At 68.4% G+C, this 20,123-nt stretch carries 19 protein-coding genes and 1 tRNA gene; 3 read left to right on the top strand and 17 right to left on the bottom strand.

What is annotated here, in order from left to right:
• From AB3X43_RS15095 to petA, 4 genes are all read right to left on the bottom strand, one after another.
• The coding region (locus tag AB3X43_RS15095) for a putative bifunctional diguanylate cyclase/phosphodiesterase (RefSeq protein ID WP_369430687.1) at positions 1-1,424 on the bottom strand (1,424 nt) is incomplete at its 3' end.
• Between the two features lie 180 nt (positions 1,425-1,604).
• Positions 1,605-2,183 carry a PaaI family thioesterase gene (locus AB3X43_RS15090; protein WP_369430686.1) on the bottom strand — a complete coding sequence of 193 codons (579 nt, stop codon included), beginning with the start codon at positions 2,181-2,183 and terminating at the stop codon, positions 1,605-1,607.
• A gap of 107 nt (positions 2,184-2,290) precedes the next feature.
• Positions 2,291-3,295: an SLAC1 anion channel family protein gene (locus tag AB3X43_RS15085; RefSeq protein WP_369430685.1), complete on the bottom strand. Its 1,005-nt coding sequence runs from the start codon at positions 3,293-3,295 to the stop codon at positions 2,291-2,293.
• A 177-nt stretch (positions 3,296-3,472) separates the two neighbouring features.
• A complete protein-coding gene (gene petA / locus AB3X43_RS15080; RefSeq protein WP_369430684.1) occupies positions 3,473-4,096 on the bottom strand; it encodes a ubiquinol-cytochrome c reductase iron-sulfur subunit in 624 nt (207 codons plus the stop codon).
• 371 nt (positions 4,097-4,467) lie between these two features.
• Between petA and AB3X43_RS15075 the strand changes: the two genes are divergently transcribed.
• The gene (locus tag AB3X43_RS15075; RefSeq protein ID WP_369430683.1) at positions 4,468-6,567 is read left to right on the top strand and encodes a methyl-accepting chemotaxis protein; all 2,100 of its coding nucleotides are present in this window, start codon (positions 4,468-4,470) and stop codon (positions 6,565-6,567) included.
• A 14-nt stretch (positions 6,568-6,581) separates the two neighbouring features.
• Here AB3X43_RS15075 and AB3X43_RS15070 read toward each other — a convergent pair whose 3' ends face one another.
• The 13 genes from AB3X43_RS15070 to galE all read right to left on the bottom strand — a co-directional run bounded on the left by AB3X43_RS15070 (position 6,582) and on the right by galE (position 18,630).
• Positions 6,582-6,890 (bottom strand): hypothetical protein, encoded by a 309-nt coding sequence (locus AB3X43_RS15070; protein ID WP_369430682.1) that lies wholly within the window; start codon positions 6,888-6,890, stop codon positions 6,582-6,584.
• Positions 6,891-6,913: 23 nt separating this feature from the next.
• A tRNA-Phe gene (locus AB3X43_RS15065) sits at positions 6,914-6,989 on the bottom strand.
• Between the two features lie 73 nt (positions 6,990-7,062).
• A complete protein-coding gene (locus AB3X43_RS15060) occupies positions 7,063-7,827 on the bottom strand; it encodes a response regulator (RefSeq protein WP_369430681.1) in 765 nt (254 codons plus the stop codon).
• A gap of 6 nt (positions 7,828-7,833) precedes the next feature.
• A complete protein-coding gene (locus tag AB3X43_RS15055) occupies positions 7,834-10,122 on the bottom strand; it encodes a sensor histidine kinase (RefSeq protein WP_369430680.1) in 2,289 nt (762 codons plus the stop codon).
• A 10-nt stretch (positions 10,123-10,132) separates the two neighbouring features.
• On the bottom strand, positions 10,133-10,711 hold the full coding sequence (locus tag AB3X43_RS15050; protein WP_369430679.1) for a DUF4390 domain-containing protein: 579 nt from the start codon (positions 10,709-10,711) through the stop codon (positions 10,133-10,135).
• Between the two features lie 57 nt (positions 10,712-10,768).
• Positions 10,769-12,118 carry a 16S rRNA (cytosine(967)-C(5))-methyltransferase RsmB gene (gene rsmB / locus AB3X43_RS15045; protein ID WP_369430678.1) on the bottom strand — a complete coding sequence of 450 codons (1,350 nt, stop codon included), beginning with the start codon at positions 12,116-12,118 and terminating at the stop codon, positions 10,769-10,771.
• A 10-nt stretch (positions 12,119-12,128) separates the two neighbouring features.
• Positions 12,129-13,016, bottom strand: a complete 888-nt coding sequence (locus tag AB3X43_RS15040) for a hypothetical protein (protein ID WP_369430677.1) — start codon at positions 13,014-13,016, stop codon at positions 12,129-12,131.
• Between the two features lie 91 nt (positions 13,017-13,107).
• Complete coding sequence (locus AB3X43_RS15035; RefSeq protein ID WP_369430676.1) at positions 13,108-13,704, bottom strand: LemA family protein; 597 nt, start codon at positions 13,702-13,704, stop codon at positions 13,108-13,110.
• A gap of 39 nt (positions 13,705-13,743) precedes the next feature.
• Positions 13,744-14,466, bottom strand: coding sequence for a 7-cyano-7-deazaguanine synthase QueC (gene queC / locus AB3X43_RS15030; protein ID WP_369430675.1), 723 nt, complete (start codon positions 14,464-14,466; stop codon positions 13,744-13,746).
• Complete coding sequence (locus AB3X43_RS15025; protein WP_369430674.1) at positions 14,463-15,743, bottom strand: glutamate-5-semialdehyde dehydrogenase; 1,281 nt, start codon at positions 15,741-15,743, stop codon at positions 14,463-14,465. Before AB3X43_RS15025 ends, queC begins: the two co-directional genes overlap by 4 nt.
• A 36-nt stretch (positions 15,744-15,779) precedes the next feature.
• Positions 15,780-16,424, bottom strand: coding sequence for a DsbA family oxidoreductase (locus tag AB3X43_RS15020; protein WP_369430673.1), 645 nt, complete (start codon positions 16,422-16,424; stop codon positions 15,780-15,782).
• Positions 16,421-17,602, bottom strand: coding sequence for an acyltransferase family protein (locus AB3X43_RS15015; RefSeq protein ID WP_369430672.1), 1,182 nt, complete (start codon positions 17,600-17,602; stop codon positions 16,421-16,423). The genes AB3X43_RS15020 and AB3X43_RS15015 overlap by 4 nt, the downstream gene beginning before the upstream one ends.
• Before the next feature lie 11 nt (positions 17,603-17,613).
• Positions 17,614-18,630, bottom strand: coding sequence for a UDP-glucose 4-epimerase GalE (gene galE, locus AB3X43_RS15010; protein ID WP_369430671.1), 1,017 nt, complete (start codon positions 18,628-18,630; stop codon positions 17,614-17,616).
• Between the two features lie 134 nt (positions 18,631-18,764).
• On the opposite strand from galE, the gene AB3X43_RS15005 reads away from it, so the two are divergent.
• Positions 18,765-19,286, top strand: coding sequence for a hypothetical protein (locus tag AB3X43_RS15005; RefSeq protein ID WP_369430670.1), 522 nt, complete (start codon positions 18,765-18,767; stop codon positions 19,284-19,286).
• A partial coding sequence (locus AB3X43_RS15000) for an AarF/UbiB family protein (RefSeq protein ID WP_369430669.1) occupies positions 19,283-20,123 on the top strand: 841 nt, incomplete at its 3' end. The genes AB3X43_RS15005 and AB3X43_RS15000, both read left to right, overlap by 4 nt.

The following is a 20,123-nucleotide window of genomic DNA, read 5'->3' as shown; positions in this document are numbered from 1 at the left end:
AGGTGGAACTGCTGTTTCTCCAGCGCAGGACGGAGGTCGGAAATCAGCCGCATGCGCTCCTGCGCGACCTGCTGCATCGAGGGCGTGAAGTACTGGCTGCAGTTGCGGCCTTGCTGCTTGGCGACGTACATCGCCTGGTCGGCGTTCTTGAGCAGTCCGTTGACGTCGTGGACGCCATCGGTCGGGTAAAGGGTGATGCCCAGGCTGCCCGAGACATAGGCCTGGTCCGAGCCCAGCGCGAAGGGTTCGCTCACTGCCTGCAGCACGGCCTGCGCCACCCGGGCGACCGACGACGGATCCTCCAACCCGCCCAGCACCAGCGTGAATTCGTCGCCACCGAGTCGCGCGACGATGTCGGTGCCGCGCACGCACTGCTGCAGCCGGCGTGCAGCCTCCTGCAGCAGCATGTCGCCCCAGGCATGGCCTAGCGTGTCGTTGACCTCCTTGAAGTTGTCGAGATCGAGCATCAGCAGCGCCAGGGACTGCCCGGTGCGGTCGCTGCGGGACATCTCCTGCTGCAGCCGGGTGAGGAACATGTTGCGGTTGGGCAGGCCGGTCAGCGTGTCGTAGTTGGCCTGTTGCCAGATGAGATCCTGCGCGCGCTTCTGCTGGGTGATGTCACCGATGCTGCCGACCATGCGCAGCGGTTGGCCGTTCGCATCCCGCTCGACGATGCGGCCGCGGTCCTGCACCCAGATCAGCCGGCCATCCTTGCGGCGCATGCGGTGCTCCTGCAGGTAGGTGGCGCGACCGGCGAGGCAGTCGTCAAGAGCGCGCAGCACGTCGGCCTGTTCCTCGTCCGGCACGCAACGCCAGAAATCATCCAGCGTGCCGCTGCATTCGGCTGTGTCGTAGCCGAACAGCGTGTACCAGCGCTGGTTCAGCGTGAGCTGTCCGCTGGGCAGGTGCCAGTCCCAGACGGCGTCACCGGTGGCCTCCAGCGCGTGCAGCAGGCGCCGCTCGCTGTCCTCGACGCGCATCTGCGCGCGGCGCAGGTCGGTGATGTCGTGCGCGATCACGAGGATCCGGGGCAGGCCGTCCGGGCCGGTGAAGGGCTTCTTGATCGAGCGGAAATGGTTGATCTCGCCGGTGCGGGCGTCGCGCGACTCCTCCAGCACGATCTCGGTGTGGCCGCTGGCCATGATGGCCAGCACGTTCTGGCGCATCGCCTCGGCCATCTCGGGCGGCACCCCGAAATCGCGGTCGAGGTGGCCGACGATCGCCTCCGGGGTCGTGCCGTAGAAGGTGGCCACCGGCTCGTTGGCCAGCAGGAAGCGGCCTTCGTGGTCCTTCAGCAGGATGAAGTCCGGGCTTTCGTCCAGCACGGTGCGCAGCAGCGCGGTCTGCGCTTTCAGGTCGGCCTCGGTGCGGTGCAGGCGGGCGAACAAGGTCTGCATCGAGTGGTCGTCCAGTGCTTCGGTCATGCGTGTCTCGCACGGTCGGGGGAAAGGCGTGGGGGAGCAAAGAGGTGTGGCGAGTCGTTATCGGCAGGCGCCGGGCAAGCCGGATGCCGGACCACACCGGCGGGCGGTAATTGGTCACGACTTTCCGGCTGGGTGGTTGACCTTGCTGGACGGCGGGGGGTGTCCGGCCCGTCGGTTGGCTCAGGTGCCGGTGGCCCGGCTGGCGGCCAGCACCACACAGGTCGTCGTCGCGTGCGCGTACAGCTTGCCGTCCGCGCCGACCAGCCGCCCTTCGGCAAAACCGACCTGTCGGCCCGCGTTGATGATCTGCCCCTCGGCGCGCACCAGCCCGACCTGCGGCGTCAGTGCGCGGATGTAGCTCACCTTCAGTTCGGCCGTGGTGTAGCCGCGCCCGGCCGGCAGCGTGGTGTGGACCGCGCAAGCGACGCATGAATCGAGCAACGTGGCGATCCAGCCGCCGTGGATCGTGCCCATCGGATTGGCAAAGCGGATGTGCGGGCGGCCCTGGAAGACGAAGCGGCCGTGCGCGAACTCGATCGGCACGAAGTCCATCGTCTCCCCGATCGGCACCGAGGGCAGCTCGCCGCGGCCGATGGCGGCGAACCAGTCCAGACCGCTCAGGTGGGCGATCTGCTCGGGGCGGGCGATGCCGGGGGCAGCCAGCGTGGCGCGCACGCGCGCCTCGTCGGCTGCCCAGCGGGCGAGGGTGGCGGCGGTGTCGTGGTGGGGGGTGGCGGACGTGCGGGGGGGGTTGGCCATGGTGTGGTGTACCGGAATGCTCGGATCTGCAGCAGACCATGGTCTCCCGCGGGCTGGCTGTCACGCCGGGGTCAGCGCATGACGTTGGCCGTGTGCACCGGACGACTTCAGGCCGGTGCGCTGATCGGCTGGATCATGGCCACTGGTTCAGGCGCAAGCAGCGTGCCTTGGCGCAGCCCGCGCACGGTGCCCATGCCGAGGCCGAACACCACCAGCGAGGTCAGCGCCAGCAGCATCGGCCCGAGGACGGCCAGCAGCCCGCCCGGCGTGGCGAGCTGCAGTGTCAGCCCGGCCAGTGCGGCCATCGGGAACGACAGTCCCCAGTGCGCGATCGTGAACGCCTGCGCGACGATGCGCTTCGCCAGTGTGGCTGCCCAGAGGAAGCTGAACAGCGCCATGCCCCAAAGCATCCAGCCGAGCGCGGGTGGCGCGCCGAGCTGCAGCGCCGACAGGCCGATCACCGCCGGTGGCGCCACCAGGATGAAGACCGACGGCATGAGCCGCTCTGGCCACAGCCCCTGCACGGCGATGCGCACCACCAGCAACGCCAGCACCACCGGCCAGAACAGCACGCCGATGCCGAACTGCGCCGCCGACCACTCGGCATGGCCGAGCGTGACGCCGGCGAGCGGCGCCAGCACGTTGCCGACCACCGGAATGACCAGAGCCGGCGTGACCCCCTGCCACTGCAGCCCGCCGGCCTTGTTGCCGTTCCACCAGCGGCTGACGACCCACAGCGTCACGCCAAGCTGGCCCAGACTGCCGCCCCACCACAGCGCGTCGGCGATCGGGCTTGCGCCGAGCAGTCCGACCGCGACCGTGGCCAGCAGGATCAGCGAGACCGGCATCGTCGCCACGAAGGTGTGGCGCACCGGGTGGGTGCGGTCGTCCTTCCATGCGTCGGGATGGCGCTGCAGCCGCACGGCGCTCGCGATGGCCAGCGCCAGAAAGACCAGCGCCGCCAATCCGCCGAAGACGATCGCGATGTGGTGGGCGACCTCGCCCATCAGCGGTGCGGCGCGCAGCCATGCCAGCGACAGGCCGCACAGTCCCATCACGATCGAGAACCAGGCGGGGGAGAGGAATTTGAGCGGGAACTGCGTCGAGGTCATGGACAGGGGATCAGCGAAGTGATCAGTCGAACGTGATCGGGGTGGGGCGGGTGACCTGACTGTCCTGGGCGATCCACGGGCGCGGGCAGTCCTCATGGATCAACTCCGGACATCGATGTCCGACAGGGTAGATCACTGTGCTCGACGCTGCCACCTCTGCGGCGGCGGATTCCAGCGTCAGGTCGCGCTGTCTTCGCCGATCAGGAGGCGGGTGTCCCCTGCGTAGCGGTGCGGCGGCACTTCGAGGTTGGTGGGTGCGGGCTTGTTCTTGAAGACGCGGCCGGCGAGGTCAAAGGTGGAACCATGGCACGGGCACAGGAATCCGCCGGGCCAGTGGTCGCCGACGCTGGCGTTGGCGCTGCCCTGTGGCACGGCGGACGGCGAGCAGCCCAGGTGGGTGCAGATGCCCACGACCACCAGGACATCGGGCCGGATGGAGCGCTGGACATTGGTGGCGTAGGCGGGTTGCTGGTCACGGCGCGAGTCTGGATCGGCGAGCTGGCTGGCGAGTGGCGCCAGTCCGGCCAACATGTCGGGCGTGCGGCGCAGCACCCAGACCGGTTTGCCGCGCCACTCGGCGGTGCGGAGTTCGCCCGGCCGGAGATCGGCGATATCGACCTCGACTGGCGCACCCATCGCACGGGCCCGTTCGCTCGGCGCGAGGGTCGAGACCAGTGGAACCGCGGTGGTCAGCACGGCGGCCGCGCCCATGCTGCCGGCGGCCAGGAGCCATGTGCGGCGCTCCGGGTCGGTGGTGTCGGCAGACAGTGGCAGCGCGGTGGACAGGGTGGTGGTGTTCATGGCGCCATCGTGCGCCGCAGTCGGGGTGGGCACCATGACCTGCCGCAGGGCGCTTGATACAGGGCGGTGTATAGAGCACGGCATGCATGGTCCACGTCGCCACATTTCTGCTTGACGGCAGGACCGATCCCGGTGAGTGATTTCTGGGACCAGCGTTTGGTCCTGATGCTGCCGAATTCCGCAGAATTGACGGGCGTTCTGCGGGCACTTCGGACCACAGCGTGCGGACGGGATGTCGATACTTCACTCAGCGTATTCCCGCACGCAGGGAGCGCGTCGAATCCTGCAGTAACGAGTCCAACATGCCCCAATTCATCCGAAACCTTCGACTTTCGCGCAAATTCTTTCTGCTGAGTGCGGTCGCTGCGGGGGTGCTCCTGCTGCCACTGTCGTACTCCGTGGGCAGCGTCGAGCGAGAGTTGGCGCGTGACCGGGCCGAGCTGGCAGGGATCGCGCCCTCCCATGGTTTGCTGCGCGTGATCCAGCTCACCCAGCAGCACCGTGGCCTGTCTGCCGCTGCACTGGGTGGCAAGGCCGATCTCGAATCCCAGCGGAGCGCTCGCCAGGCCGAGACGGAACAGGCGGTCGAGGCCTTCAACGCCCTGCTCCAGACTCTGGACGAGTTGCCGCGCATGCGCGCGGAGTGGGAGCAGGTGGCCGGCGAGTGGCATGCGCTGGCCAAGGATGTGGCAGGCCGCAACGTGTCTGCTTCGCAGAGTTTCGAGCGCCACACGGCGCTGATTGCGCACGAATTTGAACTCCATGGCCGGGTGCTGGATGCGTCCGGGTTGATGCTGGACTCCGATCCCGGCTCCCACTTTCTCACCGTCGCCGCGCTGCAAAAGGCGCCTGCGCTGTCCGAGCTGCTGGGGCAGCTGCGGGCTTTCGGGTCACTGGCACTGTCCCGGCAGGAGGTGACATCCGACCAGAAGGCCAGCATGCTGGTCTTGGGCAATCTGGTACAGCTCCAGTTGCGCGAGGTGACGCTCAATCTGGAAAAGGCCTTCGACCTGGATCCAGCGGCGAAGGCCCGCCTGGCCGACCATCTGGTCCGCGTCCAGACGGCGACCGCGACGGCGCAGAAGCTGATGCGGGAACAGATCGTGGATGCTGCCGCGCTGACGCTGGCATCGACCGACTATTTCAAGGTCATGACGGAGTCGATTGACCAGGTCTACGGACTGCAGCAGCAGTCCAGCGAGGTCCTGGAGGCGAAACTGGCTGCGCACATGCAGGAGGTCCGTCAGTTCGAATGGCTGCTGATCGGCACTTGTCTGCTGCTGAGCGCGCTGGGGCTGGCCTTGGGCCGGACGGTGGCGCGTTCGATCTCGGACGCGGTGGAATCGGCACATGCCTCGGCGGTGCGCATCGCCAGCGGAGACCTGAGCAATGCACCACCAGCCACGTCCCGCGATGAGCTGGGCGAGTTGATGACGGCGATGGCCGCGATGCAGACCTCGCTGATCCGGGTGGTGGGCAGCGTGCGCCAGAACGCCGACAGCGTGGCCACGGCCAGTGTGCAGATTGCCCAGGGCAATCTGGACCTGAGCGCCCGTACCGAGCAGCAGGCCAGTGCGCTGGAGGAAACCGCCGCCACGATGGACCAGCTCAACACGACGGTCAGCAACAACGCTGACAGTGCCCAGCAGGCCAACGCCTTGGCCCAGAGCGCCACCAGCATCGCGGTGCGTGGTGGCGAGATGGTGGGGCAGGTCGTGGAAAAGATGGATGGCATCAGTGCGGCATCGCGCAAGATCGCCGAGATCATCGGGGTGATCGACGGCATTGCCTTCCAGACCAACATCCTGGCGCTGAACGCCGCTGTCGAAGCCGCGCGGGCTGGCGAGCAGGGCCGTGGTTTTGCGGTGGTGGCAGGGGAAGTGCGCTCGCTGGCGCAGCGTTCGGCCGCCGCGGCGCGAGAAATCAAGACCCTGATCAACACCAGCGTCGAGCGTGTCGAACAAGGTTCCGCGCTGGTCAACCAGACGGGCCGCACGGTCGACGAAGTGGTGAGTGCCATCAAGCGTGTCAGCGGAATCGTTGCCCAGATCAGTGCGGCCAGCGCCGAGCAGAGTCTCGGTGTGCAGCAAGTCGGACAGGCCGTCAGTCAGATGGACCAGGTGACCCAGCAGAATGCGGCGCTGGTCGAGCAGTCGGCGGCAGCGGCGGAAGGCCTCAAGCAGCAGGCGCACGATCTGGTGCAGGCCGTGGCGCTGTTCAAACTCGGGCCTGTCGGTGTTGCAGGTCCGGGCGTGAGCGCAATGGCACATCTGTCGGTCGCGAACGAAGCCGGGAGCAGCTCTGCGCGCCGCGGCGATGACCGGGTCGGCGGCAACGTGACCCGCTCCGACGCTGCGCAGAAGGCGGCCAAATCGAGTGCATACCAGTCCGAGTACGTTGCACCACCTTCACCTGTGCCACAAGAGGCTGCGCAGGAGCACGCTGGCACCGACGACTGGGAGCGCTTCTGAGCCGCCGCCGTCGATCAGAAGTCGATCGGGCGCAGCACGAAAATGCTTTCGGCTCCTGAGATGAACCGGCGCAGCACCGCGGCGGTGATGTGTTCGGCGTGGGTCGCCAGCAGTTCGGAGAAGCTGGCGTTCTGGTGCGTGGGCTTGAAACGCGCTCTGCACACGGACTCGCTCAGGTAGGCGACGACTTTCGTGTGGGCCAGGCCGAATTGGGCCAAACCGGCGGATTCATTGAGGTGGAAGAGCGTTCCGTGGTGAAGGCTTTGGATGCAGAAGTCCTGGTGCGTTTGGGGCAGAAAAAAACGGGTTAGGAGCTTTAGCACCTAACCCGTTTTTTGCTGAATTCTGGTGGCCAAGGGCGGAATCGAACCACCGACACGCGGATTTTCAATCCGCTGCTCTACCAACTGAGCTACTTGGCCGTCAAGAGAATGCTATTATTGCATGAGAATTTCAAACCATGCAATAGCTTTGCCCGAAAATTTTTGCAGAGCTTCAACCCGCACCCCGCTTGTTGCGGGTGAGATCGACGCCGAGCTGCTTGAGCTTGCGGTACAGGTGGGTGCGCTCCAGCCCGGTGCGCTCGGCGACGCGGGTCATGCTGCCATTCTCGCGGGCGAGATGAAACTCGAAATAGGCTTTCTCGAACGCATCACGGGCTTCGCGCAGCGGCCGGTCCAGCAAGAAGATCTGCTCGGCCTGCGGGCCGCTGGCCATGGTGATGCTGGGCGTCAGGCTCGAGCCGTTGCCGTTGCCGTTGGCATGGCTGTGGGAGGGCGCGGCGTAGTGGGCAGTTTCCACGGCAGGCAGATAGTCCGTGCGTTCGATGCGCGCGAGCCCCTGGTTGCCCATCTCGGGCGTGCTGGTGCCACCAGCCGGCGCTGCACTGCGTGGGGCCGGCTTGGACAGCCCCTGCTCGACAGCACGCAGCAGCTTCTGCAGTGTGATCGGTTTTTCGAGGAAGGCCATCGCACCGTACTTGGTGGCTTCGACCGCGGTGTCGATGGTGCCGTGGCCGGACATCATGATCACTGGCATGTTGAGCTGCGAGCCCGTGCCCCATTCCTTGAGCAGGGTGATGCCGTCCACATCGGGCATCCAGATGTCCAGCAGCACCAGATCGGGGCGCTGGCGTTCACGCAGGGTGCGTGCCTGAGCGGCGTTTTCGGCCAGCTCGACGCTGTGCCCTTCGTCGGTCAGGATTTCTTGCAGCAGGGCACGAATGCCCATTTCATCATCGACGACAAGAATATTGGCCATGGGTGATCAGGACGCGCTGACGTCGGCAGAGGGTGGGCGAGCCCACCGCGAAAAGGAAATGGACACCTGCGCCCCGGTTCGCGTCGGGCCGTGGGCAGCTTCCTGTGTTTCGTCGGACAAGTTGTTCAACCGGATCTTGGCGCCGTGTTCCTCGACGATCTTCTTGACCACCGCCAGCCCGAGACCCGTGCCGCGGGCTTTGGTGGTGACGTAAGGTTCGAACGCACGTTTCAGGATCTTTTCTGAGAAACCGGGGCCATTGTCTACCACCTTGAGGCGAATGGCACGCGCCGACCTGTCATCCAGCCGCGCGGCCTCGGTCGAAATGGTGACCTGTCCACCTGGTTGATCGTCGACGGCGTCGAGCGCATTCTGAACCAGATTGTGGATGACTTGCCGCAACTGGCTCGCATCTCCGGCCAACGCAGGCAGATCAGGCGCCAGATGGGCATGGAGCCGACCGCTTTCCTGCTGCACGGCGTACAGGCCCAGCACCTCGGTGACCAGCGCGTTGAGGTCGATCGGCAGCAGCTGTGCCGCCGGCAGGCGGGCGTAGTCGCGGAACTCGTTGACCAGCGTTTTCATCGACTGGACCTGTGCCACGATGGTTCCGACCGAGCGCACCAGCATCTGCTGGTCGGTGCCCGTCAGTTTGGATTCGAGCTTGTGCTGCAGCCGTTCGGCCGACAGCTGGATGGGCGTGAGCGGATTCTTGATTTCATGGGCGAGCCGCCGTGCGACCTCTGCCCAGGCGACGCTGCGCTGCGCGGAGACCACGTCGGTGATGTCGTCGAACACGATCAGGCGGGCGCCTTCGGGCAGCATGGCTCCCCGCACGAGCAGCGTCTGGCCCGATTCGGCATGGCCCAGCGCCAGCGCTTCCTGCCAGTGGCCGCGGCCGGGTTCGCCGTGCTCGCTGGTGTCGAGATCGGCGCTGTGGGTCGCGAAGTGCCGGGCGACCGTGCGGGCAAATTCTTCCAGACCGGGCAGGCGGTCCAGCGTCTGCCCGGTCCAGGCGCTCGGTGCCACCCGCAAGATGCGGGTGGCACCGGGATTGACGGTGTTGATGGTGCCGTCGGCATCGAAGACGATGACGCCGGAGGTGAGGTTGTCGAGGATGGTCTGCAGGTGGGTCTTGGCGCTCTCGACCTCGGCCAGGCTGCGCTGCACGAGTCCGCGTGCATCGGCGAGCTGCTGCGTCATCACGGCGAACGAGCGGGTCAGTCCGCCCAGCTCGTCGCGCGAGGCGAAGACCTCGGTCGGGCTCAGGTCGCCGCTGGCCACCTGGCGCACGCCTTCGGCCAGCATCACCAGTGGTCGACCGAGCTGGTGGCCCAGCCCCGCGGCCATCAGCAGCGCGCTGAAGACGCCGAGGATGAGCGTGAGCGTGAGCGTGCCGATGTACATCTTGCGCAGACCGCCGCGACCGAGTGCGCGCTGCTGGTACTCGCTGTAGGCCGTCTGCACGCGCAGCGCGTTGGCGGCCAGCTCCGGGGGCACGAGCTGCGTGACCTGCAGGTAGCGGTCCTCGTTGCCGAGGCTGAAGCTGGTGGAGGGCATCCAGGCGATGGCGCGCACGCGGGCTTGGTTGGCGGCCAGGTTCTTGGGGTCGGGGGGCGTGTCCGCGTCCAGGCCTTCGAGCTGGGCGAAGACGCGCAGGTTGCGCGCCTGGCGCATCATGGCCGTGGTCGGCCGGTCGGGCAGCATGGCTGCGCCGACCACGCCGCCGGCCGACACGATCACCTGCCCGGTCGGCGACAGCAGTGCCACGCTTTGCGCCGAAAGCTGCTCGCGCAGGCGCTCCAGCGTCAGCAGCTTGAGCCGATCGGCGTTCTCGGTGGCGTTTTCGGCGGCCAGCCGGGTCTTGGTGGCGACATCGTTGACCAGCAATTGCAGCGTGGTGCGGCCAAGGTTGAGACCGGATTCGAGCGCCCCTTCGACCTCGACATCGAACCAGCTCTCGATGGAGCGCGAGACGAACTGGTAGGACACGCCATAGATCAGTGCCCCCGGCAGCACGCCGACGAAGGCGAAGATGGCGGCGAGCTTGAACAGCAGCTTGCTGCCGAACTTGCCGTGGCGCATGCGCCGTGCCAGGTGGGTCAGTGCGACGAGGATCACCAGTCCGAGCGCAGTGGCCACACCGATGTTGACCCACAGCAGCCATTCGTAATGGCGTTCGTAGAGCGCGCGGTTGTTGGTGGCGATCGACAGCAGGAAGGCCAGCACCAGCACGGTTCCACCCACCGCCAGCAGGGCGATCAGCAGGGTCCAGCGCAGTGAACGGCGGCTCATATCGGCAGGGTCAGTCGGGCAGGGCGATGGTGCGCGCCACCCCCAGCGTCCATTCGGGCTGGCTGCCGATGCCGATCTGCAGCGGGCGCGGCAGCTGTTCGGTATCGAGCTTGTACGTGAACTCGATGTAGCAGCGGTCCTCGTCGGCGGACACCTGGTCGGCGATGCGCCACTGGCTGAAGCGCTGCAGCGCCCGCAGCGCTTCGCCGAGCGAGCGGTAGGTCTGCGACAGCCCGCCCTGGCTGACCTTGTAGCTGAAGGTCAGCGGCTGGTAGGCGATGCGCCAGGTGCGCGTGGCGCGGGCGAGTTCCTTGTCGCGCCAGTACCAGCGCGAGCGCATCAGCACGGCCTCGGCCAGGAAGTGCAGCGCCACACCCCGCTGCAATGCGTCTTCCACGCCTCCCGGCAGGTCGAAGTGGGTCTCGAAATTCACCAGCACGCCCCGTTCGCTGCGCTGGGCGTCCAGGCGCAGCAGGTCCAGCGCATGTGCCGGTGCCGTGGTCAGCAGCAGGCTGAGCCACACCAGGCACATGGCTGCAGCCGTGCGCAGGCGCTTCGGACTGTCGGCGCTGCGGGCAATCGGGGGCATCGACACGTGTGGCACGTTGGCGTGGGGCCGGGGTTTCCGGAGTGGGTGAAGAACGGATCAGGGCTGCTTGTCCAGCCGGGCGTAGAAGAAGCCGTCGCCGGCCGGGATGGGCACGGTGGCGCCGTGCTGGGACGGATTGTCGGTCAGCGGCAGCAGGTGGCCGGGGGCCTGCCCGGCGCGGGCCTCGGCGTGGCGTTGCAAAAACGCCGAAATCTGCCCAGCCCCTTCCGCCCGGAAGACCGAGCAGGTGGCATACACCAGCCGTCCACCCGGGCGCACCAGCGGCCACAGCGTGTCGAGCAGCGTGCGCTGGGTCCGGGCGAGGTCGCCGATGTCGCTGGCGCGGCGCAGCCAGCGCACGTCCGGATGGCGGCGGACGATGCCCGATGCGCTGCAGGGCGCGTCGAGCAGGATGGCGTCGAAGGGGCGGCCATCCCACCACGCTGCGGTGTCGCGGGCATCGGCGGCTGCGGTGCGGGCGCCGTGCAGGTGCAGGCGCGCCAGGGTGTCCTCGACCCGCTTCAGCCGGACGGCGTCGCTGTCGAGGGCGAGCAGCTCCAGATCCGGTCGCAGCTCCAGCAGGTGCGCGGTCTTGCCGCCCGGTGCGGCGCAGGCGTCCAGCACGCGGGCGCCGGCGGGCAGGGCGTCCGGCCCGGTGCCCAGCAGCAGCGGTGCGGCGCGCTGCGCGGACAGGTCCTGGACCGAGATCCGGCCTTCCGCGAAGCCGGGCAGCTGTTGCACCGGCACCGGCTGGTCCAGCACGACCGCGTGGACGCCGACGGCCATCGCGCCAAGACCCGCCGCGGCCAGTTCGGCCACGTAGCCGACCGCGTCGCCATGGCTGGCATGCACGCGCAGTACCATCGGCGCGGCCTGGTTGGCTTCGGCCAGCAGTTCGGTCCACTGGCGCGGCCAGTCGCGCTGCAGCTGGTCGATCCACCAGCGCGGGTGCTGGTGGCGGGCGACCGGCAGCGTCGCTTTCAGCTCGGCGACCAGCGCGTCCCGCTCGCGCAGGAAGCGGCGCAGGATCGCGTTGACGAAGCTCGCGCTCTTGGGGGCGATCTGGTGCGCGCAGGCGACGGCCTGGTCGACCAGCGTGTGGTCCGGGTAGGGCGCGGCCGCGTCCGGCCAGAGCAGGGCCAGTGCGGTGATCAGCAGCGCATCGACGCGCGGTGGCGGCATGCGCGGTGCCAGGCGCTCGCGGGCGGCCTCGGCGCCGCCCATCCAGCGCATGACGTGGAAGCTGAGGGACTGGGTGCCTGGGCGGGCGACCGACGGACAGGCGGCCAGCGCTTCCGTCAGCGAGCGGCCGCCGCGCACGGCGGCGACGGCGTCGGCCGTGTGGGCGAGCAGGCGGGACAGCGGCAGGCTGTGCGCGTGGGAGGAGGTTGCAGCGGTGGAGTTCACGGGCGGCAGTCTACGTGCCGCCGGCCTGCAGTTCCTGACCGGAGGGCCTCTCGGCCTGCATGAAGTGGCACGACAGGGCGGGCGGCTGTGGTGTATCGAGCAGTGCGCAGGCCAGCCAGAGTGCCTCGGCGGCCACTGGCAGACCTTCGCCTGCATGCACGCGCAGACCCGGGCGGGTGGTGGCCGCGTCGGTCCAGAGCCGTGCCAGCACCGGGCGGTGCATCCAGCCCAGCGCCTGCAGCGTCTGCAGCGCCCGGCCGAGGCCGTCCACATCGGGCACGTGGCAGGTTGGCGGGTGGGCTTCGGTGCCCCAGACGCCGCGCATCACCGCGTCGTACCAGGTGGTGCCGGCCGCGCCGACGAGCACACCGGCCACGTCCGGCGCACCCTCCGGGACCATCCGGGCGAGGTAGGCGGTGAAGTGCGCGATGGCCTGGCGCAGTGCGAGCGGCAGGTGTTCCAGTTCGTTGTGTTCCCGCACGCCACCTCGGTGTGGACGGGCCGGCCCTGCCAGCAGGTGGCGTGCCGCCAGCCAGGCCAGCCGATCGAGCGGGCGGATCTGGCCATCGGCACACATCATGCGGCGCAGGCTCTGCAGCAGGGCCTGGCGCTGCTGCAGGGGTTCGGTGGCGCATTGCTGGAGCAGCCTTGCCAGGGCGGGCCAGCGTGCGCTCGGCGGCAGCCGCTGTGTCCAGTCGCGCACCTGTGTGCCTGTCTCGACGCTGCGGATGGTGTCCAGCCAGGCGCGGCGTTCGCGGTCGCTGTCCGGCGTCATCAACAGCGCGAGCACGGCGGCCCGCCGCTCACCTTCGGTGCGCAGGTGTGTCAGCCGCAACCACACCGCCTGCGACTCGGGGTCCAGCCTGGGCGGAGTGCGCGGCAGAGGAGGGGCGTGCATGGAACAAAAGTTGCAAATCCGGCAAGTCTTGGCATCCTGCCTTCCGAGGCGTGGCCTTGTCCAGCCGAAAAGTGTTTCTGCCGGGCTGTGTTCAGAGCGGCATCGGCTTGCTGGGCTGGCCTTTGAGACGCAGCGTGGTGTGGCCGGACAGCAGGGGCGCGTCCTTGAAGCGGCAGGCCAGCGCGACCAGTGTGGTCGGGAACACGTGCAGCGCGTGGTTGTAGCGCTCGGCTTCGCGGTTGTAGACCAGCCGGCTGATGTGGATCTGCTCCTGCAGGGCATCGCGCTGGCGCAGCAGTTCGGTGACGGCGGGCTCGGGGCCGAGGCCGGAGGTCAGGTCCTGCAGTTCGCCGACCAGCGTGTCGAGCAGGGCGCCGAGCGACTCTTCGGCGGCCCCCACCACCTGCAGCGCATGGCCGCGCATGCTGCGGGCCTGTGCCTCGTCCGTGGCGCGGCCGGCCTGCCGGGCCGCATTGATCAGCTGGGCGGCCACGGGTTGCTGGTCACCGGACAGCAGCGGGCGGGCGGCCTGCGCCAGAGCCAGTGCCACGGCATGGCGCTGGCGCAGGTGGTTGGCCAGCGGGTCGTAGCTGTGGTGGGTCTTGGCGCGCAGCCGCTTGAGGCGCTTGTAGGCGCCCAGCATCCAGAAGGCCAGCACCGCCAGGATCACCAGGGTGGCAATGTCCATCTCGTGTCTCCAGGGTGGGCGGCACGGTGGCCGCCGGGGTCAGCCGGCGTCGGCCAGCCAGGCGGTGTGACCCGCATGGCGCAACTCGCAGGCCGGACAGTGGCCGCAGCCGTGGCCCCACGGGTGGCGCGTGCCGCGCTCGCCGAGGTAGCAGGTGTGGGTGTGCGCGATGATCAGCTCGACCAGCGTCTGCCCCCCCAGCTGTTCGGACAGGTCCCAGGTCTGCGCCTTGGTCAGGAACATCAGTGGCGTTTCCAGCGTCATCGGTGTGGCCAGACCGAGTGACAGCGCCACCTGCAGCGCCTTGAGCGTGTTGTCGCGGCAGTCCGGGTAGCCTGAATAGTCGGTCTCGCACATGCCGCCGACCAGCACCGAGGCCCCCCGTCGGTACGCCAGCGTCGCCGCGAAGCCGAGGAACAGCAGGTTGCGGCCGGGCACGAAGGTGTTGGGCAGTCCGTTCGCCTGGTACTCGATTTCACGCTCGGCGGTGAGCGCGGTGTCGGAGAGCTGGCCGATCAGGCCGAGGTCGAGCACATGGTCGTCGCCAAGCCGGTCGGCCCAGTGCGGGAACTGCACGCGCAACTCCTCGCGCACGGTCAGGCGGCAGTCCATCTCGATCAGGTGGCGCTGGCCGTAGTCGAAGCCGACGGTCTCGACGCGCCGGAAGCGCTCCAGCGCCCAGGCCAGGCAGGTGGTCGAGTCCTGGCCGCCCGAGAAGAGCACGAGGGCGGTGCGTGGGTCGCGGGCGGCGGTGGCGTTCATTGCCGGATCTCGCCCTGGCCGAGCACGACCCACTTCATCGACGTCAGCCCCTCCAGCCCGACCGGGCCGCGTGCGTGGAACTTGTCGGTCGAGATGCCGATCTCGGCGCCCAGGCCGTACTCGAAGCCGTCGGCGAAGCGTGTGCTCGCGTTGACCATCACGCTGGCCGAATCGACCTCGCGCAGGAAGCGCATGGCGTTCGGGTGGTTGGTGGTCAGGATCGCGTCGGTGTGGTGCGAGCTGTAGTGGTTGATGTGGGCGATGGCCTCGTCCAGCGTGTCGACCACCTTCACGCTGATGACCGGCGCCAGGTATTCCTCGGACCAGTCGGCTTCGGTGGCGTCCACCACGGTCGCGCCCGGCACGTCCGACAGGACCGCCTTGGCGCGCGGGCAGGCGCGCATCTCGACGCCCTTGCTGGCGAAGATGGCGCCGATCTGCGGCAGGAAGGCCGTTGCCTGATCGGCGTGGACCAGCAGCGACTCGGTGGCGTTGCAGGGGCTGTACTTCTGTGTCTTGGCGTTGTCGGTGACGACCAGCGCCTGCGCGATGTCGACCTGCGCGTCGATGTAGGTGTGGCAGTTGCCGTCGAGGTGCTTGATGACGGGCACCTTGGCCTCGGCCGAGATGCGCTCGATCAGGCCCTTGCCGCCGCGCGGGATGACCACGTCCACGAACGCAGGCATCGCGATCAGCTGGCCGACGGCGGCGCGGTCGGTGGTCTCGACGAGCTGCACGGCGGTGGCGGGCAGACCGGCTTCGACGAGCGCGGCCTGCACCAGCTTCCACAGCGCCAGATTCGAGTGGATCGCCTCCGAGCCACCGCGCAGGATGCAGGCGTTGCCGCTCTTGATCGCCAGCGATGCCGCTTCGATCGTCACGTTGGGCCGGCTCTCGTAGACCATCCCGAACACGCCCAGCGGCACGCGCATCTGCCCGACGCTGATGCCGGTCGGGCGGCGCTTGACCCCGGTGATCTCGCCGACCGGGTCGGGCATCGCAGCCAGCTGCTCGCAGCCTTCGGCGACGGTGGCGAGGACCTTGGCGCCGAGCTTGAGGCGGTCGAGCATCGGGCCGGACAGGCCGTTCGCGGTGGCAGCGTTCAGGTCGAGCGCGTTGGCGGCGTCGAGCGCGGCCACGTTGTCACGCAGCAGGCGGGCCAGGGCGACGAGCGTGCGGTTCTTGGCGCTGGTCGAGGCGGCGGCCATCAGCGTGGCGGCGGCGCGGGCGGCTTCGCCGACGCGGGCCATGTAGGCGGGGATGTCCTGGGTGTTCATGCCGGAATTGTCGCAGAGCCCCGCCGGCCGCGGGCCTCAGCCCTCCTGAGCGGCAATCTGCCGCAACGCCTGCTCGAACACCTCGACCGGCTGCCCGCCGGAGATCAGGTGCCGGTCGTTGATGATCACCGCGGGCACCGAGCGGATGCCTGCCTGCTGGTAGAAGGTTTCCATCTCGCGCACGTCATCGGCGTGGGCGTCGCTGTCGAGCACGGTGCGCGCGGCGTCGGTGTCCAGACCGGCTGCCGTCGCAGCCTCAAGGAGCACGGCGTGGTCACCCGGGCTCAGGCCGTCGGTGAAGTACGCCTTGAACAGCGCGTGCTTGAGCTGGCGCTGGGCGTTTGCGGACTGCAGCCCAGCCCAGTGCAGCAGCCGGTGCGCATCAAACGTGTTGTAGATCCGGCTGCGCTTGCCCATGCCGAACGTGAAGCCGACGCCCGCGCCGCGCTGGCGGATGGCCTCGGTGTTGGTGGCGACCTGCTCGGCGGAGATGCCGTACTTCTCGGTCAGGTGCTCGACGATGGCCTGGCCTTCGGGCGCCATCGATGGGTTGAGTTCGAAGGGCTGGAAGTGCAGCGTGGCCTGCACCTCGGGGCCGACCCGTGCGAGCGCCTGTTCCAGCGCGTTGAGCCCGATGGCGCACCACGGGCAGGAGACGTCGGAGACAAAATCGATTTTCATGGGAGCTGGCCTTCCGGTGTGAATTGCGGTTCCGTCAGTCTCGCCTGCAACCACTGTTGCACCGCCGCCGTGTGGCGTTCTGTCAGCCACGCGAATGCCTGGCAGTACGCCAGCAGCACCGCCGACAGCCCTGCCAGATAGACCATGCCCCGCATGTCCGGCTGCAGCTGGAACGGGAGACCTGCCCATTGGTAGGCGATCGCGATCAGCAGCAGCATCGCAGGGAAGTGGCACAGGTAGGTGGTGTACGAGAAGTCGGCCATGCGTGCATGGAAGCGGCTGAAGCCCAGGAGGGGTTGCAGGCGGGTGATGCTGGCGAGCGCGGCCGAGAACGCTGCCCCCAGCACCAGATCACGTGCAAATCCGGCCAGCAGCGATTCGGGATGGTCGATGTTCTCCATGTTGTGGCTCAGCCGTGACCAGACGAGGGCCAGGGCCAGCAGACCGAGGCCGAGGACCGGCTGTGGTCGCCAGATGCCCGACGAGATCCAGCGGTGCGTGAGCAGCCCGAGCAGCCAGATGCCGCCCCAGAGCGTGACATGTGCGGGCAACCACGCAGCCAGCAGCACACCGGCCACCGCGCTGGCCGGTCGCCAGTGGCCTGGACCGGGGCTGGTCCAGGCCGTGGCGAGCAGCGCGAAGAGGGCGTAGTACCACCACTCGTAGGCCAGGCTCCACAGCGGGTTGTTGCTGCCGAAGATACCGGTCGAGATGCCCTGGAGCATGCACAGGTTGCCCAGCAGCGTGCCGGTGTCCAGGCCGGCGCTGATATCGGTGTTGAGCGAGATGGTGTGGTAGCGGACTGCGTTGGTGTACAGCGCGCTGGCGTTGAACCAGCGCAGGCCGGCGACATCCATCAGCAACCCGACGAGCAGTGCCGGGACCAGCACGGTGTAGATCCGGCTGAAGCGGGCGATCGCGTAGCGCTTCAGATCCGGGCCCCGGTGCTGCCACCGCTCCAGCGTCGTGCCCCCGACCAGGAACCCGCTGATGACGAAGAAGACCACCACGGCCTCGTGGCCCAGGCCGGTGAAGAAATAGAGGCCCTTGTCGACGAGGGTGGCCTTGTGCACGCCCACCAGATCAACCAGCACGATGTGGCGCACATGGCCGAACAGCACCAGCCAGGCCGCCACCCAGCGCGACAGGTTGAGAAAAGTCGACAAGTTCCGGTTCATGGGACGCCGGCTCAGGCCGAGAATCCCTGCGGATTCATCGACTGCCAGCGCCAGCTGTCCTCGCACATCTGGTCGATCCCGCGCTCGGCCTTCCAGCCCAGCAGGCGCTGCGCCGCACCCGGATCGGCGTAGCAGGCCGCGATGTCGCCGGGGCGGCGATCGACGATCTGGTAGGGCACCGGGCGGGCGCTGGCCCGCTCGAAGGCCTTCACCACGTCCAGCACGCTGTAGCCCTGGCCGGTGCCGAGGTTGACCGTGACCGAGGACCTGGCTTCCAGCAGGTGGCGCAGCGCCGCGACGTGGCCGGCGGCCAGATCGACGACGTGGATGTAGTCGCGCACGCCGGTGCCGTCGGCGGTGTCGTAGTCGCCGCCGAAGACCTGCAGGTGGGCGCGCTTGCCAACGGCGACCTGCGTCACGTAGGGCATCAGGTTGTTCGGGATGCCGCGCGGGTCTTCGCCGATCAGGCCGCTGGCGTGCGCGCCGACCGGGTTGAAGTAACGCAGGTAGGCGATCGCCCAGCTCGGGTCGCAGGCCTCCAGCTCGCGCAGCATCTGCTCGCCCAGCAGCTTGGTCATGCCGTAGGGATTGGTGGTCGAGAGCGCGCTGTCTTCGGTGATGGGCAGGCGCTCGGGCTGGCCGTAGACGGTGGCCGACGAGCTGAACACCAGCGCCTTGACGCCCTGGTGGCTCATCGCAGTGGCGACGCTGACCAGCCCGCCGAGGTTGTTGCGGAAGTATTCGAGTGGTTTCTGCGTCGACTCGCCGACCGCCTTGTGCGCGGCGAAGTGGACGACGGCCGAGACGCCGTGGCGGGCGATGATGTCTTCGATGCGGGCGGTGTCGTTCACGTCCGCCTCCTCGAACACCGGCTGCTCGCCCAGCAGCGTGGCCAGGCGGTCCAGCACGACCGGCGAGCTGTTGGCGAAGTTGTCCACGCCGAGCACCTTGAAACCTGCTTCCTTGAGCGCGATCCATGTGTGCGAGCCGATGTAGCCGGTGGCGCCGGTCAGGAGAATGGTGGGCATGGGGATGGTTTCTCAGGCAACTGCGATGCGGTGAATTGTGGCAAACCCGCACCCCGATCCGCTGACCTGCCGATGAACAGCGTCGATCCGCCCACCCGGAGCGAGCAATTTCACCGCCCACCTACAATCACAGGATGCTTGAAGCCCTGCTGGAACCCTTGGGACGCGAGGCCCTCGGCCGCGTCACCCTGCTGCTCAACCACGTGCTGAGCGCCGAACCTGAAGCCACCCGCCGCCTGACCGGTCAGGTCGGCCGCACCATCGGCGTCCAATGGCACCAGTGGCCGGCGATGCTGCCACCGCCGCCGCGTGCGGTGTGGGCCATCTCGCCGGCCGGACTGCTCGATCTGGACGAGGACATGCTGCTCGTGCCGGTCGGCGTGGGTGACGACCAGACGCTGATGGTCACGCTCGACGGCACGGCGTTGCTGGGCTGGGTGTTCGGTGGCATGGCCGGGCGCCCGCCGATGGACATCCGCGGCGACGCGGCGCTGGCCGCCGAGGTGAGCTGGCTGGCGGACCACCTGCGCTGGGACATCGAGGATGACCTGGCACGCGTGGTCGGCGACGGTCCTGCGCGCGTGCTGGGCCAGCTCGGCCGCGGGCTGGCGCAGACGGTCGGTGCCTTCGTGCAGCGCGTGCGCCGTCCAGCATGAAACACTGGCCCCGGCTGGCCCTGATCGCGTGGGTGATGCTGCGCCAGGGCATGGACCAGCTCGTGCTCGCGCAGATGCGCCACCCCGGCCTGCGGTTGCTGGCGCGCGTGCTGGCGGTCGGGCGCAGGCTGGATGCCCCGCGCGGCGAGCGGCTGCGGCTGGCCTTCGAGCGGCTCGGGCCCATCTTCGTCAAGTTCGGCCAGGTGCTGTCCACGCGGCGCGACCTGCTGCCGCCCGACATCGCCGACGAGCTGGCGAAGTTGCAGGACCGTGTTCCCCCGTTCCCGAGCGACCAGGCCCGCCGGATCATCGAAACTTCGCTTGGCAAGCCGATCGAGGCCGTGTTCTCGCAGTTCGACGCCGACCCGGTGGCCAGTGCCTCGATCGCGCAGGTGCACTTCGGCGTGCTGCACGACGGGCGACCGGTGGCGGTCAAGGTGCTGCGGCCGAACGTGCTGACGGTGATCGACGCCGACCTCGGCCTGCTGCGCAAGGGTGCGGAGTGGCTGGAGCGGCTGTCCGCCGATGGCCGGCGCCTGCGTCCGCGCGAGGTGGTGGCCGAATTCGACAAGTACCTGCACGACGAGCTGGACCTCGGCCGCGAGGCCGCCAACGCCGCGCAGCTGCGCCGCAACATGAGCGGGCTCGAACTGCTGATGGTGCCGGAGATGGTCTGGGACCACATCAGCGAGAACGTGCTGGTGATGGAGCGCATGGTCGGCACGCCGATCAGCCAGGTCGAGCAGCTCCGCGCCGCCGGAGTCGACATCCCGAAGCTCGCCCGCGACGGTGTGACCATCTTCTTCACCCAGGTGTTCCGCGATGGCTTCTTCCACG

The sequence above is a fragment of the Sphaerotilus sp. genome, assembly GCF_041083715.1.
Lineage (GTDB): Bacteria > Pseudomonadota > Gammaproteobacteria > Burkholderiales > Burkholderiaceae_C > Sphaerotilus.
Note: the sequence above shows the minus strand (reverse complement) of the source record. Positions and strands in the feature narration are given on the sequence as shown.